21 protein-coding genes are annotated in these 20,228 nt (G+C 66.4%); 13 read left to right on the top strand and 8 right to left on the bottom strand.

What is annotated here, in order from left to right:
- Positions 1-95: 95 nt before the first annotated feature.
- Both NDO75_RS21875 and glmM read right to left on the bottom strand, forming a co-directional pair.
- Positions 96-1,778, bottom strand: a complete 1,683-nt coding sequence (locus NDO75_RS21875) for an alkaline phosphatase family protein (protein ID WP_310908737.1) — start codon at positions 1,776-1,778, stop codon at positions 96-98.
- Between the two features lie 213 nt (positions 1,779-1,991).
- A complete protein-coding gene (gene glmM, locus NDO75_RS21870) occupies positions 1,992-3,383 on the bottom strand; it encodes a phosphoglucosamine mutase (RefSeq protein WP_310908736.1) in 1,392 nt (463 codons plus the stop codon).
- A 241-nt stretch (positions 3,384-3,624) separates the two neighbouring features.
- Between glmM and NDO75_RS21865 the strand changes: the two genes are divergently transcribed.
- Positions 3,625-3,762 (top strand): hypothetical protein, encoded by a 138-nt coding sequence (locus tag NDO75_RS21865; RefSeq protein WP_310908735.1) that lies wholly within the window; start codon positions 3,625-3,627, stop codon positions 3,760-3,762.
- 98 nt (positions 3,763-3,860) lie between these two features.
- The gene (locus NDO75_RS21860) at positions 3,861-4,421 is read left to right on the top strand and encodes a hypothetical protein (protein ID WP_310908832.1); all 561 of its coding nucleotides are present in this window, start codon (positions 3,861-3,863) and stop codon (positions 4,419-4,421) included.
- Positions 4,422-4,466: 45 nt separating this feature from the next.
- Here the strand turns inward: NDO75_RS21860 and NDO75_RS21855 are convergent, their stop codons facing one another.
- Positions 4,467-5,495, bottom strand: a complete 1,029-nt coding sequence (locus NDO75_RS21855; protein ID WP_310908734.1) for a PAS domain-containing sensor histidine kinase — start codon at positions 5,493-5,495, stop codon at positions 4,467-4,469.
- Between the two features lie 114 nt (positions 5,496-5,609).
- Positions 5,610-6,059 carry an acyl-CoA thioesterase gene (locus NDO75_RS21850; RefSeq protein WP_310908733.1) on the bottom strand — a complete coding sequence of 150 codons (450 nt, stop codon included), beginning with the start codon at positions 6,057-6,059 and terminating at the stop codon, positions 5,610-5,612.
- 182 nt (positions 6,060-6,241) lie between these two features.
- Between NDO75_RS21850 and NDO75_RS21845 the strand changes: the two genes are divergently transcribed.
- From NDO75_RS21845 to purM, 3 genes are all read left to right on the top strand, one after another.
- Entirely contained in the window at positions 6,242-8,011 is a 1,770-nt protein-coding gene (locus NDO75_RS21845) for a TraB/GumN family protein (RefSeq protein WP_310908732.1), read from the top strand.
- The gene (locus NDO75_RS21840; protein ID WP_310908731.1) at positions 8,008-8,637 is read left to right on the top strand and encodes a metalloprotease; all 630 of its coding nucleotides are present in this window, start codon (positions 8,008-8,010) and stop codon (positions 8,635-8,637) included. Before NDO75_RS21845 ends, NDO75_RS21840 begins: the two co-directional genes overlap by 4 nt.
- A 70-nt stretch (positions 8,638-8,707) precedes the next feature.
- Positions 8,708-9,694, top strand: coding sequence for a phosphoribosylformylglycinamidine cyclo-ligase (gene purM / locus NDO75_RS21835; RefSeq protein WP_310908730.1), 987 nt, complete (start codon positions 8,708-8,710; stop codon positions 9,692-9,694).
- Here the strand turns inward: purM and NDO75_RS21830 are convergent.
- Both NDO75_RS21830 and NDO75_RS21825 read right to left on the bottom strand, forming a co-directional pair.
- Positions 9,691-10,188 (bottom strand): macro domain-containing protein, encoded by a 498-nt coding sequence (locus NDO75_RS21830; protein WP_310908729.1) that lies wholly within the window; start codon positions 10,186-10,188, stop codon positions 9,691-9,693. The genes purM and NDO75_RS21830 overlap by 4 nt on opposite strands.
- Positions 10,189-10,256: 68 nt before the next feature.
- Positions 10,257-10,583, bottom strand: a complete 327-nt coding sequence (locus NDO75_RS21825) for a hypothetical protein (RefSeq protein WP_310908728.1) — start codon at positions 10,581-10,583, stop codon at positions 10,257-10,259.
- A gap of 174 nt (positions 10,584-10,757) precedes the next feature.
- Between NDO75_RS21825 and NDO75_RS21820 the strand changes: the two genes are divergently transcribed.
- Positions 10,758-10,925 carry a hypothetical protein gene (locus tag NDO75_RS21820; protein WP_310908727.1) on the top strand — a complete coding sequence of 56 codons (168 nt, stop codon included), beginning with the start codon at positions 10,758-10,760 and terminating at the stop codon, positions 10,923-10,925.
- A gap of 159 nt (positions 10,926-11,084) precedes the next feature.
- Here NDO75_RS21820 and dpsA read toward each other — a convergent pair whose 3' ends face one another.
- Complete coding sequence (gene dpsA / locus NDO75_RS21815; protein WP_310908726.1) at positions 11,085-11,630, bottom strand: DNA starvation/stationary phase protection protein DpsA; 546 nt, start codon at positions 11,628-11,630, stop codon at positions 11,085-11,087.
- A 205-nt stretch (positions 11,631-11,835) separates the two neighbouring features.
- On the opposite strand from dpsA, the gene NDO75_RS21810 reads away from it, so the two are divergent.
- Entirely contained in the window at positions 11,836-13,305 is a 1,470-nt protein-coding gene (locus NDO75_RS21810; RefSeq protein WP_310908725.1) for an aldehyde dehydrogenase family protein, read from the top strand.
- Between the two features lie 10 nt (positions 13,306-13,315).
- Here NDO75_RS21810 and NDO75_RS21805 read toward each other — a convergent pair whose 3' ends face one another.
- On the bottom strand, positions 13,316-14,476 hold the full coding sequence (locus tag NDO75_RS21805; protein WP_310908724.1) for a hypothetical protein: 1,161 nt from the start codon (positions 14,474-14,476) through the stop codon (positions 13,316-13,318).
- Positions 14,477-14,590: 114 nt separating this feature from the next.
- On the opposite strand from NDO75_RS21805, the gene NDO75_RS21800 reads away from it, so the two are divergent.
- The 6 genes from NDO75_RS21800 to NDO75_RS21775 all read left to right on the top strand — a co-directional run bounded on the left by NDO75_RS21800 (position 14,591) and on the right by NDO75_RS21775 (position 20,216).
- Positions 14,591-15,562: a carbohydrate kinase gene (locus NDO75_RS21800; protein WP_310908723.1), complete on the top strand. Its 972-nt coding sequence runs from the start codon at positions 14,591-14,593 to the stop codon at positions 15,560-15,562.
- A gap of 88 nt (positions 15,563-15,650) precedes the next feature.
- Positions 15,651-16,823, top strand: coding sequence for a YhjD/YihY/BrkB family envelope integrity protein (locus tag NDO75_RS21795; protein ID WP_310908722.1), 1,173 nt, complete (start codon positions 15,651-15,653; stop codon positions 16,821-16,823).
- A gap of 45 nt (positions 16,824-16,868) precedes the next feature.
- Positions 16,869-17,294, top strand: a complete 426-nt coding sequence (locus NDO75_RS21790; RefSeq protein ID WP_310908721.1) for a hypothetical protein — start codon at positions 16,869-16,871, stop codon at positions 17,292-17,294.
- Between the two features lie 118 nt (positions 17,295-17,412).
- Positions 17,413-18,459, top strand: a complete 1,047-nt coding sequence (locus tag NDO75_RS21785) for a zinc ABC transporter substrate-binding protein (RefSeq protein WP_310908720.1) — start codon at positions 17,413-17,415, stop codon at positions 18,457-18,459.
- The gene (locus NDO75_RS21780; RefSeq protein WP_310908719.1) at positions 18,456-19,193 is read left to right on the top strand and encodes a metal ABC transporter ATP-binding protein; all 738 of its coding nucleotides are present in this window, start codon (positions 18,456-18,458) and stop codon (positions 19,191-19,193) included. The genes NDO75_RS21785 and NDO75_RS21780 overlap by 4 nt, the downstream gene beginning before the upstream one ends.
- Before the next feature lie 3 nt (positions 19,194-19,196).
- Positions 19,197-20,216 (top strand): metal ABC transporter permease, encoded by a 1,020-nt coding sequence (locus NDO75_RS21775; RefSeq protein ID WP_310908718.1) that lies wholly within the window; start codon positions 19,197-19,199, stop codon positions 20,214-20,216.
- Positions 20,217-20,228: the final 12 nt, after the last annotated feature.

The raw sequence follows: 20,228 nt of genomic DNA, 5'->3' as shown, positions 1-20,228 counted from the left end.
TGTCGGAAGGTACTGAGCCCTCGGACCGATCGGCCCATACTTATAGCGCGTCTAAGCGACGATTGCAGCGACTCGAATCGGTCCCGTAGCGCGGTTCAGTTCATGTAGCCGAGGTCGGCCAGCCGGTCCGTCACCGCCTCGTCCGTCGTCGGCCGCCCCTCGTCGCCACCGTCGTACGCCGGATAGGAGATCGGATCGACCGGATCGACGACGGGAACGACGCTCCCGTCCATGCGGTCGCTGTAGGGGACGCCCATCGCAGCCATGATCGTCGGCGCGACATCGAAGAGGTGCGCTCGCTCGAGCGGGGCATCCTCGTCGATTCCCTCGCCCGCCGCGACGAAGATTCCGTCGAGTTTGTGGTTCCAGGGTTCGGCCGGTCGGAAGTAGTCGCCGTCGTCCAGTTGCTCGGAGAGCATGTGTTCGAAGTCAGTGGGGATCGTGACGATATCGACGGTCGCGTCGATTTCGTCGCCGTGGAAGTACTGTTCACGCGGCGCGACCGTCTCGAAAAACGGCTCGCCGTCGGGCGTCTCGACGGCCTGCAGCTGTCGGATGAGGTCCTCGCGGAGCTGTTCGTACGCGTCCTGTCTGACGACCCCTTCGGGATCGCGACCCTCGAGGTTGATCCGGATGCCGAGTTCGGTTCGGGCCCGCACGTACGCCTCCGAGGCGGCGAAGTCGACCTGCTCGTTTGCCGTCCGGGAGACGCCACCGGGTGCGTACTCCCTGGCGAGGTCGGCGAGTCCGACCCGCTCGAGGGCCGTCCGGATGCGACGGGCGGTGACGCCGAACCGCGCAGCGACCGACGCTGCGCGCGCGATCGCGCCCGGTTCCCAGGTGTCGACCTCCTCGCCCTCGCGGAGCCGCCGGCGCATCGGCGTCCACGACGGCATTCCCTTGCCGCCGGTCGTCGTCTCGATGTAGCCCTCGTCGCGGAGGAACTCGTTGATCCGGAACTCGTAGCCGTCGTACGGCCCCATTCCGTGATCGCTGACGAGGAAGACCCGATCCGGGTCGCAGGCCGCGAGAATCTCGCCGATCTGCTCGTCGGTCGCCTCGTAGACGCGGTCGACGTGTCGTTGCTCGCCGCTGAACTCGTGGAAGACCGTGTCCGTCTTCTGGAACTGGACGAAGCCGAAGTCGGGCCGGAACTCGTCGACGAGGTAGCGAAAGGCCTCGCCGCGCATCCGGACGAGGGTTCTGTACTCCTCGATCTTCGCGGCGTCGGAGAGCGAATCGTCGTCGCGCGTGTATTTCGGATAGATGCGGTACTCGCCGATCGCATCGCGGACGTCGTCGAGTAGCCCCGTCGGATGGCACGGCGGGTCCTCGGGTCCGAGAAAGCCCGGAATAACGGCCCCGTCGAACTCGTCCGGCGGGTGGGTAACCGGCGCGTTGACGACGACGCTCGAGCGGTCGTGTCGGTCCAGTAGCGTCCAGAGCGGATGCTCGTGAACGTCGTCGTTGCTCGTCACGTGCCAGTCGTAGCCGTCGTAGCCGACGAAACCGACCACGCCGTGTTTCCCGGGGTTGACGCCCGTGTAGATCGACGGCCAGGCGCTGGGCGTCCACGGCGGGATCTGCGACTCGAGGGGGGCGCTCACGCCCTCCGTGCAGAGTCGCTCGATGTTCGGGATCCGATCGGCTTCGAACAGCCGCTCGAAGACGGGCAGACACCCCGCGTCGATACCGATCAGTAGCGTGTCCAGTCCGTCCCGATTGGTTTCGGTCCGTTCGGTCGATGCAGTCTCGTCACGGCGAAACGTCCGAGTCATCGTTTCATTCGTATAGTCTCTCAATCGATGTTCCCGTTCCCGCTGCCGGCGATCCGCAGCAGCGGTGCGTTCGTTGCACCACGTCTCTACGTCCGTCGAGCGCGACGAAACACTTCATTATCGATCCGATAAACCGTCGCAGTAGACGGAATCGTCGGTTTCAGCGACTCACAGACGAAACCAGAAGGGGCCACAGCAGCAATCGCCGACCGGTCAGCATCGATCCGGGGCGAGCGGTTCGGTGCGCCGAACACCGTCTCGGTCGGATCGCCGCTCCGGTTCCGAACACGCTTCGATCGCCTCCTCGAGGACCGCGACGGCGTCGGCTTCCAACTGTTCGGCTCGCGCTGTGTCTCGTGCCTCGGCCGTGACACGGACGACCGGTTCGGTGCCGCTCGCACGCAGCAGGAACCAGCCGCCGTCCGCGTCGACGTACACGCCGTCGAGGACGTCGACGTCGTCGTATCGTTCGCGGACGCGGTCGCGAACTCGCTCCATCACCGCGGCTTTATCCGCGACCTCGAGCGATCTGCGGCGGATGGGGTACGTCTCGACGCTCCCGACGAGTCCGGACAGCGGCCCCCGATCGGCGACGAGTTCGACGAGCTTGCACGCGGCCAGCGGCCCGTCGGGGCACGGGGTTTCGTCCGGCCAGATCCAGGCGCCGCTGGGTTCGCCGCCGAAGACGACGCCCGGCCGTGCCGCGCGGTCGGCGACGAAACCGTCGCCGACTCGCGTTCGAGTCACCGACGCGCCCACGGTCGCCAGTGCGTCGTCGACGGCCATGCTCGTCCCGACCGGTGCGGCGACGGTGTCGCCGTCGCTCGCGGCTTCGCGCGCGAAGAGCGCGAGGAGTACGTCTTTCGGGACGAACGAACCCGTTTCGTCGACGGCCAGCATCCGATCGGCGTCGCCGTCGTGTGCGACACCCAACTCGGCATCCGTGGCCGCGACGAGTGCGGAGAGATCGGCGAGCGTCTCCCGCGTCGGCTCGCTGGGTCTGCCCGGAAACGCACCGTCCCGTTGCCCGTTTAGCGTCGTGACGTCGCAGCCGATCGCCGAGAGAACGCGCGCGGTGAGCCCCCCGGTTCCGTTGCCGACGTCGACGACGACGCTCGGCGGGTCGCCGACCGTAACGGCCTCGCGCAGTGCCGCCGCGTGGCGCTCGGTCGCGTCCGGGAGCGGGTCGCTCGAGCCCTGTCCGTCCCAGGGCTGGAGGTCGTACTCCTCGGCCTCGAGTCGCGCCGCGATCCCCTCGAGTTGCTCGGGATCGAACGCCTTGCCCGATGCGGCCCAGAGTTTGAGCCCGTTGTCCGGTGCGGGATTGTGCGAGGCCGTCACGACGATTCCCGCGTCCGCGTCCGTCCGCGGAACGGCCCGCGCGACCGTCGGCGTCGACGCGACGCCAGCCTCGAGCACGTCCGCGCCACACTCGCGGAGCCCGGCAGTGAGCGCGTCGGTCAGGACAGCGCCGCTCTTCCGAACGTCTCGCCCGACAACGACGCGGTCGTAGCCGTCCGACGCGACGGCACGCCCGACCGAGAGCGCGAGGGAAGCCGTTACCTCCGTGCCGACGGGACCGCGGATACCGCTGGTTCCGAACATAGCGAGTATCGGTGACGACGCGGGGATTATTATGAAGTTGTTAGACCGAGAGGGGTGCTGTTTTCATGACACGGACAGGAGCCGAGAACGAACCACAGAACCGTCGACGGCCATCGAGCCCGCAATCGAGACCGACCGGCGGCACTCCGAGATAGCGGCATGGCTGTCCGGCAGGCGCGAGTACGGGTACGTGTTGCTCGCTATCGAGTTTTTATGCGCATCCCCCTCTTTTTCCCGTCCAATGACAGACGCAGTCGAAGACTATCGGGAGGCGACCGAGTCGGACGAGAAGCGAGACGACACCCATCTGGACGATATCGAGGAAGGTGCCGGCTGCACGGAGATCTGGGAGCATCTCGCGGAGAAACGGTCGGAGTAGCGGCCTACTGACGGCTTTCGACTTCTCTCGACGGAACGTGACCAGCGCCGTCGGACGGCAGTTTTATAGTCTACAGAGCGACATCTCCGATGAAGGTCATGCAGACGACTGTCGGACGAGAGGCCGAACGCGGGATCCGGTATGCGCTCCTCGCCGTGTTCATCGTGGGCGTTCGCCGACGGAATCCGGGGGCTGTCGCGAACGCGGCCGTCGCCCTCGCGGCGACGTACTTGCCCGGCGTCGCCGAACGGCGGTACGACGTCGAGTTCCAGACGTGGCAGCGCGTCTACCTCGAGAGCGCGATGTTTACCCACGCCGTCGGCATGCTCGGTCCCTACGACGACGTCTGGTGGTGGGACCACCTGACGCACACCCACTCGGCGACGCTCGTCGGCGGAGCCGTCTTCGCGGTCGCTCGCCGTCGCGGCCGTGATCCCCGTCCGCGGGTCGTCGCGATCGTCGCCTGCGCCGGTGTTCTCTGGGAGATCGGCGAGTACATCGTCCACGCAGTTGCCAATCGGCTCGGCCTCGAGCCGCTGCTCGTCACCTACGGGCGGGCCGATACGCTGTTCGACCTCGTCTTCGATCTCGTCGGCGCGCTGCTCGTCCTCATGTTCGGCGATCGGATCCTCGGTGATCTCGAGCAGGACGGCCGGTGACCGAGTACGTTCGGTCGCCATCGGGAGACGCCCTCGACCGCCGTGTCACGTCGCAGTCTCGGGCGGTTCCTTCGGCGGGAGATAGAAGTGAACGACGTTTCCACGGGGTTCCCGGGTTTCGAACGCGAGTTCGCCGCCGATCGATTCGATACACCACTTCATGACGAAGAGCCCGACGCCGGAGCCGTGGGACGTGCTCGTCACGGCGGTGAACTCGTCGAGCGCATCGATTTCGATCTCGGGGATCGGCGGCGCGCTGTCGGCGATGCGGATCTCGACGCGGCCGGTGTTGGGCGACGCGTCGACCGTCACGTCGACGGTCGGCTCCGGTTCGTCGCTGTGGACGATGGCGTGGTCGAACGCGCTGTCCGCGCGGATCCACATCCGTTCGCGCTCTTCGATCGTGATCGCCGCGGCCGGGTATTGGTCTCGAAATCGATCGGCAGCGTCGCGGACGGCGTCGGCTGCGCGTCTGGTCGCACGCGGGGCCTCCGTCGGCGTCGTCGCCCGCTCGATCTCCTTGACGGACTCGGTGATCCCGCCGAGATCCATCGCAGTCGCTCGAATCGTCTCGGCTGTTCGGCGGACGTCTTCGATTTCGGCGTCGGTCGTCATTTTCCCCGCACAGCCCGCGATGACGTTCACTTCGTTTCGCAGATTGTGTCGGAGGATCCGCGAGAACAGCCCCACGCGACGGCTGGCGACGTAGGAGTCGGTGATATCGTGGACCTCCGCGAGGACGTACTCCGTCCCGTCGAGAACCGTCGGGGAGAGGTGAAACCGAACCCAGATCAGTTCCCCGTCCGACCGTTTGACTCGCCACTTGAACTGCTGTGGGTTTCCGTCGGCCGTCGCGCGGAGCCGTTCGACGAGTTCCGTTCCCGAAAACGAGTAGGTGTTCGCGCTGTACTCGTCGGCGAGCATCGTCCGCAGTTCGTCGAGCGGATAGCCGAACAGCGACTCGAGCTGAGCGTTCGCATCTACCACGGACCCCGTCGCCGGATCGTACAGCACGATACCGACGTGAAGCGTGTCGTACTCTGCCGGCAATCCCGCATCAGCGTAGATCGACATGAACTCGTCCGCTACGACGGAGCACCCCTTGGTGGCTGTTACTAGAAGTGCTATATATCGCTCCGATGACCGAGTAGCGAATCGACGCCCGTGGCGTTCGCGCCGAGTGGTCGCTCAGTCGGATCGCCGTTCCTCGTCCGCGAGCGCGGCCCGCAGAAGCCGCTCGCCCTTCTCGGTGCTGACCGTCAGGTCGGGCACCGTCGTCGGCTCGTTGTCGTCGTCGATCGCGACGTAGACGAAGTACGACTCGGTCGTCTTCTCGCGCTCTCGCGTCCGCAGATCTTCGCGCTCGGTGATCAGCCGCACCTTCACGCTCGAGGTGCCCGCGTCGTAGACGTAGGCGGTGATGTAGGCCGTGTCGCCGACGGCGATCGACCGTTCGAAGTTCATGCTGTCGACCCGCGCGGTGACGCAGGTCTCGCCCGAAAACCGCATCGCCGACATCGCCCCCACTTCGTCCATCCACTTCATGACGTTGCCGCCGTGGGCCGTGTCGAGCATATTGGCGTGGCTCGGCTGAACCATCTCTCTGTTCTCGACGATCGTTTCCGTGAGATCCGTCATTGCGCGACGTTTCCCGACGCCTGCAATCAGTCTTGCTTTCGACGCGCATTCGGTCGAGCGGTCGATTCCGACGGCTCGAGCCGTCAGAGCGTAGACTCTGCCCAGACCTCGGTTCGGTCGCGCTATTTTCCATCGGTTCGCGGTCCGATACTGGTAAAAGTCGCCGCCGAGTTGATCGGGTAATGAGCGATGCAGGCGAGGCCGACGTGCCGGAGCCGCCAGCCCCACCCGACCGCGAGCGCGGCTCCGTCGAAGTCCTCGGAACGGCACACGTCTCGCAGGCGAGCGTCGACGAAGTACGGGACACGATCGAACGGGAGCGGCCGGACGTCGTCGCCGTCGAACTCGACGAAGGGCGCTACCGCCAGATGCAGGGCGGGACGCCCGACGACATCGAGGCGGAAGACCTCCTCTCGGGGAACACCGTCTTTCAGTTTCTGGCCTACTGGATGCTGTCGTACGTCCAGTCCCGGCTCGGCGACCAGTTCGACATCGAACCCGGTGCCGACATGCGCGCCGCCATCGAGGCCGCGGAGGAACACGGCAGCGGCGTCGCGCTCGTCGACCGCGATATCCAGATAACGATCCAGCGGTTCTGGCGCCGGCTTTCGTTTACGGAGAAACTGAAGATGGTCGGCGGGCTCGCGCTGGGGATCACCGACCCCCGGACGATCGGGCTCACCTTCGGCGCGATCGGCGGGATCGTCGTCGGCTTCCTCGTCGGAGCGTTTCTCGCCCCCCTACTCGGCTTCGGCGACCTCCTGCTGGTCGGGATCAGCGACCCCGCGACGCTGCAGTACGTCGGTGGCGCCGCGTTCGGCGGGCTCGTCGGGGCCTTCGCCGGGTTGCTCTTCTTCCCCCCGCTCGAGTCAGCCGGGCGGTACACCGGCGGCTACCTCTCCGGGTTCTCGATACGGGTGCTGGCCGGGATCGCCCTCGGGATCGGCGGCTTCCTCGCGCTGGTCGCCACCGACACCTTCGTCGGCCCGTTCTCGGCCGCGGCCGCCGAGAGCGCCGGCGTCTACGCGGTTCGGGGGACGACCGGCGTTCTCGCGGGACTCGGCGTCGGCGTCACGATCGGTGCCGTCCTCGGCCTCTTCCTCGAGGCCGTCGGCGGCGACGTCGAGGAGATCGACGAGATCGACATCGAGGAGATGACCGACGGCGACGTCGTCGCCGCCATGATGGAGGAGTTCCGCCGCTTTAGCCCCCGCGGCGCGAACGCGCTGATCGATGAGCGCGACGCCTACATCGCGCACAACCTCCACGACCTCCGCGAACAGGGGTACGACGTCCTCGCCGTCGTCGGAGCGGGCCACAAGGCCGGCATCGAGCGCCACCTGCTGAATCCCGAGGAGATCCCGTCGCTCGAGTCGCTGTCGGGCACTGCTTCGGGACGGCGGTTCTCGCCGCTGAAGATCGTCGGCTACCTGATCATGGTCGGCTTCCTGGCCTTCTTCTTCCTGCTGATCATGGCTGGGGTCAGGAACGCCTTCCTGCTGAAGCTGTTCGTCGCCTGGTTTCTGTTCAACGGGGTCTTCGCGTTCACGCTTGCCAGACTGGCCGGCGCGCGCTGGACCAGCGCGGGCGTCGGCGGCGCGATCGCCTGGCTGACGAGCATCAACCCGCTACTCGCGCCCGGCTGGTTCGCCGGCTACGTCGAACTCAGACACCGGCCGGTCAACGTCCGGGACATCCAGACGTTAAACGAGATCATCGGCGACACCGAGCGGCCGATCGACGAGGCGATCGGGGCGATGTTCGACGTGCCGCTGTTCCGGCTCATCATGATCGTCGCGCTGACCAACATCGGGAGCATGATCGCAACGGGACTGTTCCCCTTCGTCGTGTTGCCGTGGCTGGCTCCCGAGATCGGCGGCGTCGACGCGCTGATGGGCGAACTGCTCCAGGGGGCGAAAAATAGCCTCGAGCTACTCCGGGGGCTGCTATGAGCTATCAGCCCCAGCAGAAGTCCGGTTCGGAACTGCAGTTCAGCGACCGGGAACTGCGCGACCTCGCCGTCGCGTGGCTCACGCTCAGCGTCGCGTTCGCGCTGCTGTTCGCGCCGATCCACCGGGGCAGCAGCGTCGGAACGTTCCTGACGATGGTCGCGCTGAGCCTCGTCACCGTCGGCGTCGCCTTCCTGCTCCACGAGATTGCACACAAGATGGTCGCGATCGAGTTCGGCCAGCTCGCCGAGTTCCGGGCGGACTACCAGATGCTCTTCCTGGCGATCATGGGCGCGCTCATCGGCTTCCTCGTCGCCGCACCGGGAGCCGTCTACCACCGCGGCCAGATCACGACGCGGGAGAACGGGCTGATCGCGCTCGCGGGGCCGGTCACGAACCTCTTCCTCGCCTTGCTCTTCCTCCCGCTGGTAATCCTGCCCGAGCCGCTGGGAACCATCGGACAGATGGGGATCTGGATCAACCTCTTCCTCGCGGCGTTCAACATGATCCCCTTCGGCCCGCTGGACGGGAAGTCCGTCCTCGAGTGGCACAAGGGCGTCTTCGTGCTAGTCTTCGTCCCGAGCGTAGCGCTGGCGGCGTTCGTGATCTTCCGCGTCGGGCTGTTCTGACGAGTCCGTCGCCCCCTTCCGTCTCCGCCGGACCGGTGGCCTTTTGCTCGCCCCGCGAGGTCGTTCGACTATGACCGACACGGACGACGAGGGGGAGCGGCTGACCTACGCCGAGACCGGCGTCGACATCGAGGCCAGCGAGGACGCGACCGCCGCGCTGCTCGAGGCCTTCGGCAGCGACCTGCGGACCGAGTACGCCGGGCTGATCGACATCGGTGACCGATATCTGGCGCTGGCGACCGACGGCGTCGGCACGAAGTTGCTCGTGGCCGAAGCGATCGAGGACTTCTCGACGATCGGCATCGACTGCATCGCGATGAACGTCAACGACCTCGTCGCGGCCGGCGTCGAACCCGTCGCGTTCGTCGACTATCTGGCGATCGACGAGCCCGACGAGGAGCTGACCAATCAGATCGGCGAGGGACTCGCGGTGGGGTTAGAGCAGGCCGACCTCACAATGCTCGGCGGCGAGACGGCGGTGATGCCCGAGGTCGTGAAAGGCTTCGACCTCGCGGGGACCTGCGCCGGGTTGGCGACGAAAGACGACATTCTCGAGGGCGAGGCGCAGGTCGGCGACGCGCTCGTCGGCTTCCCCTCGAACGGGATCCACTCGAACGGGCTGACGCTCGCCCGAGAGGCCGTGACCCGCGAGCACGAGTACACCGACGAGTTCCCGCTGGACCCCGAGCGAACGATCGGCGAGGAACTGCTGCGGCCGACCCGGATCTACACCGATTTGCTCGAGCCGATGCGCGACCACGGCGTCCGCGCCGCGGCCCACGTCACCGGCGGCGGCTGGACGAACCTGCTGCGGATGGGCGAGCGCGAGTACGTGATCGACGACCCGTTGCCGGCCCAGCCGATCTTCGAGTTCATACAGGAGGAGGGGAACGTGACCGACGCGGAGATGCACCGCACGTTCAACATGGGCACCGGCTTCGTCGTCGCGCTCCCGGAAGACCGGGCCGACGCTCTCGTCGCGGAAACGGACGGGCAAATCATCGGTCGCGTCGAAGACGGGCACACCGTCGAGATCCGCGGCCTCTCGCTGTCCTAGCCGTCGGTCGCCGCCCGCATCGCCTCGTACTCCGCGTCGCTGTAAGCGATCAGGCGAACGTCCGCGAGCGTCGCCGGCTCGTAGTTCCGGACCTCCTCGCCGATGATCTCGGCACCGTCCATCAGGTCGAAACCGGCGACACCACAGCCCAGCGCGGGGACGACGAGCGACTCGCAGTCGAGGTCGTCTGCTTTCTCGAGCGCGTTGCGGGTCGCATCGCGGATGCTCTCCTCGGTCGCGTCGCCGTCGCCGTAGTGGGGCATCGCCGCGGCGTGGATGACGTACTCGGCGTCGAGATCGTAGGCGTCGGTGACGGCAACCGCGCCGAGATCGACCGGCCCCTGCTCCATCGCCGCGTCGTTGATTTCCTCGCCCGCGCCCCGTCGGAGCGCGCCGGCGACGCCCGACCCCATCCGGAGGCTTGTGCCGGCGGCGTTGACGAGCGCGTCGGCGGACTGGTCGGCGATGTCGCCCTGAATGACGTCGAACTCCATACGCGGTACTTCTGGAACGAGCCCAAAGAACCTGACCGTGACGACTGTCGGCGCGCACCGGTTGCGGGTCAGTCGGCCCGAACCCACTCGTCGCTCTCAGGCGGGGTCGCGATATCTGCGTTTGCCACGCCGTAGAATTTCTCGCGCCCGATCGGGGTCCGGAGACGCAGGACGCTGGTGTAGTCGGTCGCCTCGAAGGCGGTTACCGTCCGCACGGAGCGTCGATGTGCGAGTTCGAACCGGCGCGTCGCGTCCGCCTCGACGGTGATGCGATTGCCGAGGGGCCAACTCAGCGATTCGACGCGGTCGGCATCGACATCGAACAGTTGCGCGATCAGTTCCCGTCCTCGCCGTCGACCGTTCGCGCCCTGTGACCAGTTCTCGTGTGAACTCATATGATGATCGTTTCGGGCAATCCGGAAAAATGATGCTATCTTCGTGAGGCCCTCTCGCACGGGAGCGCCTCCAGACGCACTCGAAATGACGCCCCACCTACATTCGAGCGACCGTTCTCGGGATCTTAGGGCGACCAAAACCTTTTTAGATTTAGGCTCGCCTAACTCCACCTGATGGAAGCACCCGCCCGTAGGGAGGATCCCGAACTCGACGAAGAACTCGAGGAGCCGGCAGTCGTCGTGACGAGTCACGAGACCCGTCCCGGAAAAGTCGTCTTTACCGAACAAGACAACAGCGACGGCTGGATCGCGACGGATCTGGCCGTCGAACTCGAGCGCTAACCGGTTCACACTCGTCCGGCCGAACTGTCAGTCAGTGTCGACTACGAACGATAGATCGGTACGATCTCTGCGAAAAACCGTCTTCGCTGTTCGGCAGCCGCCGACGCGGTCCGCTTTCGCTCGTCTCTCGATTCCCGTCTCTGTTCGGTCGAACGGCGATCAGTGCGTCGCTTCCTCGAGCACCAGCGTGTCGTCTTCGAGGTAGTGCTCGAAGTGGTGGCCGTCCTCCTCGAGCGTGACGAGGATTTCGCGTAGGATCTCCGCGGTCGCGGGGTCGCCGAGGTTCTCGGCGAGTTCGATGCTGTCCCGCATCGACTGGATGATGTCGCCGTACATCTCGAGGTCGTTCTGGAACATCGTTCGGACGTCGTAGACGTCTTCGCCCTCGAACTCGACGGTCGCGCGTTCCTCCTGGTTCGCGGGGCCGGAGACCGGGACGCCGCCCAGCGCCTGCGCGCGCTCGGCGATGACGTCTGCCCCTTCCTCGACGTGTTCGTACGCCTCTTCGAGGAACTCGTGGAGAGGCAGGAACTCCGCGCCCTCGACGACCCAGTGGTGCTTTTTCAGCTGGTGGTAGAGGACGTACGAGTTCGCCAGTTCGGTGTTCAGCGCTTCGACGATCTGTTCGGCTTTCTCCTGCTCGAGGCGAAGTGCGTTCTCCTCGACGGTGCCGGCCTGTTGACGGACGGTCTTCTGGGTGCTCATCTCGTTTCACGATACACGCGCGACCCACTTAAAGACTTCCCTCGAGTAAACATTTCTTTGGCACACCTAAAGAATTGTTTTCGGTAGATGCCCTATATTTGCCAGATGGACGAATAATATGTGTTAGCGAACGTCACGGTCACCGCATTCTTTATTTTTTCGGGGTTGAGTAAACATTTTCAGTGAGGGGGTCCAAGAGACTGTTATGGCAACCAGAATCGCACAGCGGCGGGAGCGACTGTTCGTCGACGGTGAATGGCTCGAGGCCGAGAACGCGCTATCGGTCTCGGATCTCGCCGAGGGCGGGACCTTCGCGCAAGTCGCCGCGGCGGGGCCGGCGGAGGCGCGGGCCGCCCTCGCGGCCGCCCACGAGATCAAACCGACGATGCGCGAGACCACGGTCGTCGAACGCGCGGAGTGGTGCGAAGCGATCGCCGACGGGCTCCGCGAGCGCGAGGAGGAACTCGCGGAGGTCATCGTCCGCGAGGCGGGGAAACCGATCTCGTCGGCCCGCGGCGAAGTCGGTCAGGCGGCCGAGCGGTTCGATCGGGCGGCCGAGGAGGCTCGCAACATCGTCAGTAAGGGCGAGTTCCGCGAGGGCTCGACCGCGGGCCACGAGGGCTGGCAGGCTATCGTCAAGCACGAGCCGATCGGCGCCGTCCTCTGTATCACCCCCTACAACTACCCGCTGGCGACGACGGCCCTGCAGGTCGCACCAGCGCTCGCGGCCGGCAACAGCGTCCTGCTCAAGCCCGCGAGCAAGACGCCCATCTCGGCGGCCATCCTCGCGGACGTCATCGCCGACGTCGACGGGATTCCGGACGGCGCGTTCAACTTCGTCCCCGGCGAGGCGAGCGAGATCGGCGACGTGCTGGCCGGCGACGACCGCGTCAACGCCATCGCCATGACCGGCTCCTCGGGTGCGGGCAAACACGTCGCCCGCGAGAGTGGCATGGTCAACCTTCACATGGAACTGGGCGGGAACGCTCCGGCAGTCGTCTTCGACGACGCCGACCTCGCCGACGTGGCGGGCAACTGCGCCAAGGGCTCGTTCAAGTACGCCGGCCAGCGCTGCTCGGCCATCTCCCGCGTGCTCGCTCACGAGTCGATTCACGACGACCTCGTCGAGCTGCTCGACGGCCAGATGGACGCCTGGCAGGCCGGCGATCTCTTCGACGAGGACACCGCCTTCGGCCCGCTGATCAGCGAGGAGCAGGCCGACTGGGTCGAGGAACTCGTCGACGACGCCGTAGAGAAGGGCGCGGAGATCGTCCGCGGGGGCGAACGCCGCGCCCCCGAAGGCGTCCCGGACGAACTCGGCAACCAGTTCTTCGAGCCGACGCTGCTGGCGAACGTCCCCCACGACGCCCGTCTCGTCGACGAGGAGCAGTTCGGCCCCATCGCGGCGATCACCACCTTCGAAGACGAAGACGAGGCCCTCGAGATCGCCAACGGCTCCGACCTCGCGCTCGACGCGGCGGTGTTCACGAACGACTACAAGCGCGCGATGCGGATGGCCGAGCGCATCGACGCCGGTGCGGTCCGGATCAACGGCGCGCCGAGCCACGGCCTCGGCGACGTTCCCTTCGGCGGTAACAAGGACTCGGGGATCGGTCGCGAGGGTCTCGACGCCTCGATCCACGCGATGATGCGACAGAAGAGTATCGTCCTCTAACTTCGCCCGGTCAGAACTCGACCGTTTCGGTCAGAAGCACCGACTCTTCGCCGCCGCCGACGACGACTACGGAGACGGTCTCGGTCTCGCCGACCCCGTACTCGAGCGTCGCCTCGTCACCCTGCTCGGTCAACGTCGCCTGCGTGCCGCCGCTATCGCGGAGTTCGACGTGGCCGCCCCCGATAGCCGTGAGTTCGACGGTAACCGACTGCGTCGCCGTCTCGACGTCGACCGAGACGCTCGCGCGGACCGGTCTGCTGGTCCCGGCCTGGTGTTTCGAGATGGAGTCGGTGTACCGGAACTCACTCGTGGAGAGGGTCCCAGTCGTGACGACGGTATCGCCCTCGATGTCGAGTGAAAACTCGTCGAGTCTATTGTAGGGCGACTCGGAGGCGAGTTCCGATTCCAGTTGATCCTCGTCTACGTCGGACGTGTTCATCCCGAGCATGACCTGCGTGTACGTCGCCGTCTCGGCGGCGACCGACCACGACCGTCCGACGGCGATCTCGTCGGTCGACTCGGGGACGATTCCGAACGCGAGCGTGTCGTCGCCCACGTTCTCGAGTACCGCTTCAAACGACCCGCCGCTGTCCACCCGTCGATCCGTCCCGTCGAGTCCCGCTGCTAGCACGTCGTCGATGCTGCCGATCTCCGGATCGACGACGATCAGCGTGTCGCTCGAGGCGGCGATCGAAGCCCCAGCGGCCTCGAAGCGCTCGAAATCCCCGACTTCGTCGATGGGGTCGCCGAGGTCCAGTCCGGCGAGATCGAACTCGCCGCCCATGACGTAGTGTTCACCGTCGCCCTCCGGACCGAACTCGAGGACGTACTCGAACGTCGGCTCCGTTTCCATGCGGCCGACGACCCGGCCGCCCGCACCGTGCGGTACGAACGGAATTTCGTCGAGCGTCTCGGCGGGGAGGATCGTTTCGTGGCTTCGAACGGTCTCGAGATCCGTATACGAAAAGAACAGCCGCGACCCCGCCGAAGCCGGAATCCATCGTGCTGGCGGCACGAGCGACTCGTCGCCCCCGTTCTGTTTTCCGGACCCGTCTGACCCGTCTCCGTCAGACCCATCTCCGTCCGACTCGCTGTTCAGACAGCCGGCCCCACCGACGACGAGACCGGTCGCGCTCGTCGCGAGGAGCTTTCGTCGAGAGACATCAGTCATGGTTACTGATAGGTGTAAACCAATACCATTTGATTGTTCCTATGAGAATACGGCGCCGAGCGGTGGCTCTGGACACCGAACGGATTACCGTGGTGGGCGTGGACGAGACGAGATATGCCCGAGCAGGTCCTCGTCGCCGGCGAGACGCTCGTCGATTTCATCCCCGACCGACCCGGTTCGCTCGAGGACGTCTCCGGCTTCGAGCGGCGTCCTGGCGGCGCGCCGGCGAACGTCGCCGTCGCGCTCGCTCGGCTCGAACGGCCGCCGCTGTTCTGGACTCGGGTCGGGGCGGATCCGTTCGGTCGCTTTCTCGAGGGAACCTTCGCTGAGTACGGCGTCCCGGACAACTTCGTCGAACGCGACGCCGACGCGAAGACGACGCTCGCGTTCGTCACCCACGACGAGACCGGCGACCGCGAGTTCAGCTTTTATCGGGACGGAACCGCCGACACACGCCTCGAGCCCGGCCGGATCGACGACGAGACGCTTACCGAGTGCGAATGGGTCCACGCCGGCGGCGTGGCCCTCGCGAGCGGTTCCTCGCACGCGGCGACGCTCGACCTGCTCGAGCGCGCGGCAGCCGCCGGCTGTACCGTCTCGTTCGATCCGAACCTGCGACCCGAACTGTGGCCCGACGAGGAGACGTTCGCCGACAGCGTCGGCGACGCGCTCGCTCACGTCGACGTCTGTCTCGCGACGGCCGCCGAACTCGCGGCGATCGGGTGTCCGGGCGAGTCGCCGACCGAGGCGGCTCGAGCCGTGATCGACCGCTGGCCGGTTCACACCGTGTTCGTCACGCGCGGGAGCGAGGGGGCGGTCGCCCTCGCGGCCGACGATGCACCGTGGCCTGCGGACGCGGTCGACCAACCGGGGTTCGATGTCGACGCCGTCGATACGACGGGGGCCGGCGACGCCTTCGTCGCTGGCTCGATCGCCGCGTTGCGAGACGGGCGGCCGCTCGAGGATGCGACGAGGTTCGCGAACGCAGTCGCTGCGACGGCGATTACCGAACCTGGCGCGATGACGGCGCTGCCGACGCGAGACGAGGTGGCGACGCTACTCGAGGAGCACCGCTCGGCCGGCTGAAACTGCGTCCCTGGCTGGCTCGAGTCGGCCGAACTGACACGTGGTTGCAAGCCGGGCCGCTATCCGCGTCTGTGATAGACGATACCGTATGAGCATCAGCGAACGCGGAACGGTTTCCTTCGCGAAGTCGGTCGTGACGGGAATTCAGGAGAAGAACGTGACGTTCATGGCGGCCAGCATCGCGTATCAGGCGTTCGTCTCGTTGATCCCGCTGCTCGTCCTCCTCTTTTTCCTCGTCTCGCTCGCCGGCGATCAGGCGCTCGCCGCACGAGTCTCGTCGATGACCGAGGGTTTTCTCCCCGAGAGCGGGCAGCTCATGCTCGAACAGGGGATCGAAGGCGATACCGGTAGCGTCGGGACATCGATCATCGGGCTCGTGGCACTCCTCTGGGGATCGCTGAAGATCTTCCGCGGGCTGGACACCGCGTTCTCGGAGATCTACGCGACGACCGAGGAGAACTCCCTGACCGACCAGCTTCGCGACGGCGCCGTCGTCTTCGGGGCCATCGGCGTCGCGCTGGTCGCCGCGGCACTGACCACCATCGTGTTCGCGTTCTTCCCGAGCATCCCCTTCATCGGGCTGTTGAATCCGCTGTTGCTCGTCGTCGGGCTGACGATCGCGTTTCTCCCCATGTACTACTTCTTCCCGGACGTCGACGTCTCCGTCCGGCAGGTGCTGCCGGGCGTGATCGTCGCCGCCGTCGGCTGGGCGGCCCTCCAGTCGCTGTTCCAGATCTACGTCGCCCTCTCGAGCAGCTCCGAGTCGGCCGGGCCGATCGGGGCCATCCTCCTCTTGCTGACCTGGCTGTACTTCGGCGGGCTGGTGTTGCTCGTCGGAGCCGTCGTCAACGCCACTCACTCGGACCACATCGAGATCGAGTCCGACGAGGCGACCGCCGGCGACGATTCGCTCGAGGGGATTCCCGAGGACGCTGACCGCGGCTCCTTCGACGATTCGGCGGCGCGCGAGCGAGATCGACTCGAGGAGCGCATCACGGCGCTTCGACGGGACCGCGATCAACTGCAAAACGATCGCGAGGCCCAGCGCACCCGCCGCTACCGACTCGAGGACCGGGTCGACGAACTGGACGCGCGGATCGACCGCCTCGAGACCGAAAACGGCGAACTCGAGGACGAAAACGAGCGATTACGGCGCGAACTCGAGGCCCGTCGGGAATCGTCGTGGCGGCGGCGACTGCGCGGCCTGCTGCAGCGAGCTGGCACGGTGAAGATAGGCGTCGTCGAGAACCGGAACGACTAGCCTCGAGTCGGGACACATTAGTGAGTCCCCGTTCCACCGGGAACCGTGTCCCATCCAGTCCGGGCCGCCCGGCGTCGCATCCAGACCGAGCACGCGTCGGTCATCGACGGGATCGACGCCTGCGCCGACGCGATCGCCGACCCCTGGGATACCGCTCGCACGACGGACAGTCGAGCGGTTGCCGACGGACTACGGCGGACGCTCGAGGAGACGGGGGTCCTCGCGGCGTTGCCCGGCCTCCTCGCCGACGCGGTCGACGCGACCGGCCACGACCTCCGGGCGACCCCAGTGCCGGCACCGCCCTACGTCGTCGTGACGAGCCGCGGCCCCGTTCTTCGAGCGACGATCGATCCGGGACGGCTGGTGATCCGATTCGACGCCTTCGAGGTCATCCGCGATCCCGACCCGACGCAGCCGCCGGCCTATCGGCGGCGCGACGGGGTGGCAGTCACGGTCTCGCTCGAGAGCTAGTAACTCGACTCGCCATATCTCCAGTTTTTGTTAACGACGGTAGCTATCTGAAGCGCGAATTAACAATACTGGCCCTGAGGATAATAACTCTTATAGCCCGAAGCAGCCATTTCCGACTATGAAGCTGACACGACGTGCGCTGGTTGGGAGGGGGGTCAGCGCAGTCGCTGCGGGAGCCCTGGCCGGCTGTCTCGACGACATCGAATCCGCGGACCGGTCCCTCGACGGCGGTTACGCCGCCTTCTTCACCCTCTGGGACTGGGCACAGCGGGTGAGCGGCGATACCATCGACTTCGAGAACCCGGTTGGAACCGGCCAGGCCGGCCACGGCTGGTCGCCGAGCGGTGACCTCACCCGCAATATCGCCGACGCCGGCGTCTTCGTCTACTTCGATACGCCAGAGTTCTCGTGGGCCCAGGACATCGCGGCGACGCTCGAGGCCGACTACGACACCGTCGCCGTGATCGACGGACTGGAGGGACTCGAGGACCAGTTACTCGGCTGGAACCACGAGGTCGAGACCGGCGATCACAGTGACGACGGCGACGACGACGGGAACCACAGTGACGGCGAGCACGACGACCAGAGCAGCGATGGACACGGACACGACGAATCGTCGGTCGATCCCCACGTCTGGCTCGATCCCGTGCTCGCGGGGGAGATCGTCGGCACCATCGCCGACGGCCTCGCCGACGCCGACCCGGACAACGCCGAGACCTACGAGGAAAACGCCGCCGCGTACACGAGCGACCTCGAGGACCTCGACAGACAGTTCGAGGAGGTCGTCGACGCGGCGAACCGCCGAACCGCCGTCTACGCCGGGCACGACTCGTTCACCTACTTGCAGGAGCGGTACGGGTTCGAGGTCCACACGCCGGTCGGCGTCGCTCCGCAGGAGGAACCGAGCCCGAACGATATCTCCGAGACGATCGATCTGGTCGACAGCGAGGGGATCGAGACGATACTCTACAACCCCTTCGAGGCGGTCGACGGCGACTACCCGCTCGTCGACACGATCATCGCGGAGAGCGGCGCCACCGACGCCATGCCGATCACCCACCTCTCGGGGACGCTCGCGACGTGGCAGGACGAGGGGTGGGGCTACGCGGAACAGATGCAAGAGATAAACCTCCCCGCGTTCAGAGAGGCACTAGACGCACAGTGACCGTCGTCGAGCTCGAGGACGTGACGTTCGCCTACGGCGAGCAGCCGGCGGTAAAAGACGTCTCGCTGACGGTCGAGGACGGCGACTTCCTGGGGCTGATCGGCCCCAACGGCTCGGGCAAGACGACCCTCCTCCATCTCATGCTCGGCCTTCGCAGTCCCGACAGCGGCTCGATCGAGCTGTTCGGCGAGCCCGTTTCCGAGTTCGACGACGGCGAGCGGATCGGCTACGTCTCCCAGCAGGCCACCAGCGGCGGCGGTTCGATGCCCGTCACCGTCCGCGAGGCCGTCACCATGGGCCGGTTCGCCCACGCCGGCCACGGCCGACTGCGCGACGAGGACCGCGCGGCCGTCGACGACGCCCTCGAGACGGTCGCCATCGCCGACCTCGCGGATCGGCAGCTGAACCAGCTCTCGGGCGGCCAGCGCCAGCGCGCCTACATCGCGCGGGCGCTCGCCTCCGACGCCGACCTGCTGGCGCTCGACGAACCCACCGTCGGGGTCGACGCCGAATCGCGCGACGCCTTCTATCAGTTGCTCGAGTCGCTCAACGACGACGGGATCGCGATCATCCTGATCGAGCACGACATCGGCGTCGTCACCGACCGCGCGAACCGGATCGCCTGCATCAACACGGAGCTGTACCACCACGGAGACACCGAATCGTTCGTCGAGAGCGACGCGCTGACCGAGGCCTACGGCGCGACGGGCCAGGTCGTCCACCACCACCACTGACCGATGACCGGAACTCACACTCTCCGACGGCGACTCGAGCACGTCGGCATCGGACTGACCGCGCTCCTCGCGGTTGCGATGATCGGCCTGCTCGCAATCGACGCGCTGCGCGACGTTCCCGTCGTCGGCGTCCTCTACGAGCAGGCCCGCATCGCGGGCTGGTGGGCCGATCACTACCTCGGGACGAACGTCTTCTACCATCCGTTCATGTGGCGATCGATCGCGACGGGAATCCTGATCGGGGTCGTCGCGCCGCTGGTCGGCACCTACCTCGTTCACCGCGAGATGGCGCTGATCGGCGAGACGCTGGCACACACCGCCTTCGCCGGGGTCGCGGTCGGCTTCCTCGTCAGCGGGATGACCGGCTGGCAGGGCTCGCTGATGCTCGTCGCGCTGGTCGTCGGCATTCTCGGCGCGCTCGGCGTCCAGTGGCTCGCCGAACGGACCGACACCTACGGCGACGTGCCGATCGCGATCATGCTGACCGGCAGCTTCGCCGTCGGGACGCTGGTCATCAGCTACGGCCGCGGGATGACCGGCATCAACGTCGAGGACTACATTTTCGGCAGCATCTCCGTCGTCACCCCCTCGGGCGCGCGGCTGATGGCCGTCATCAGCGTCCTGGTCGTCGCGGCCGTCGTCGCGACCTACAAGCAACTCCTGTTCATCACCTTCGACGAGCAGGCAGCCCGCGTCGCATGCCTCGACGTGACGTGGTACAACACCCTGCTGATCGTACTGACGGCCATCGTCGTCGTCGGCGCGATGCAGATCCTCGGCGTAATCCTCGTCGCCGCGATGCTCGTCGTCCCCGTCGCCGCGGCCACCCAGATCGCCCGCAGCTTCCGCGAGACGCTGTACCTGTCGATCCTGTTCGGGCAGATCGCCGTCGTCGGCGGCTTCGTCCTCTCGATCTCGCAGGAGCTGCCGACCGGCGGCTCGATCGTCGTCGTCGCTATCGCCTGCTACCTGCTCGCGGTCTTCGCCTCGAGTCGATCGACGGCGGCGATTTCGACGCACTGACCGACGGGGTCG

This window comes from Natrinema sp. 1APR25-10V2 (genome assembly GCF_031626495.1).
In the GTDB taxonomy this organism is placed as follows: domain Archaea; phylum Halobacteriota; class Halobacteria; order Halobacteriales; family Natrialbaceae; genus Natrinema.
The sequence above is the reverse complement of the archived record's forward strand: the minus strand, read 5'-3'. Positions and strand labels throughout refer to the sequence as shown.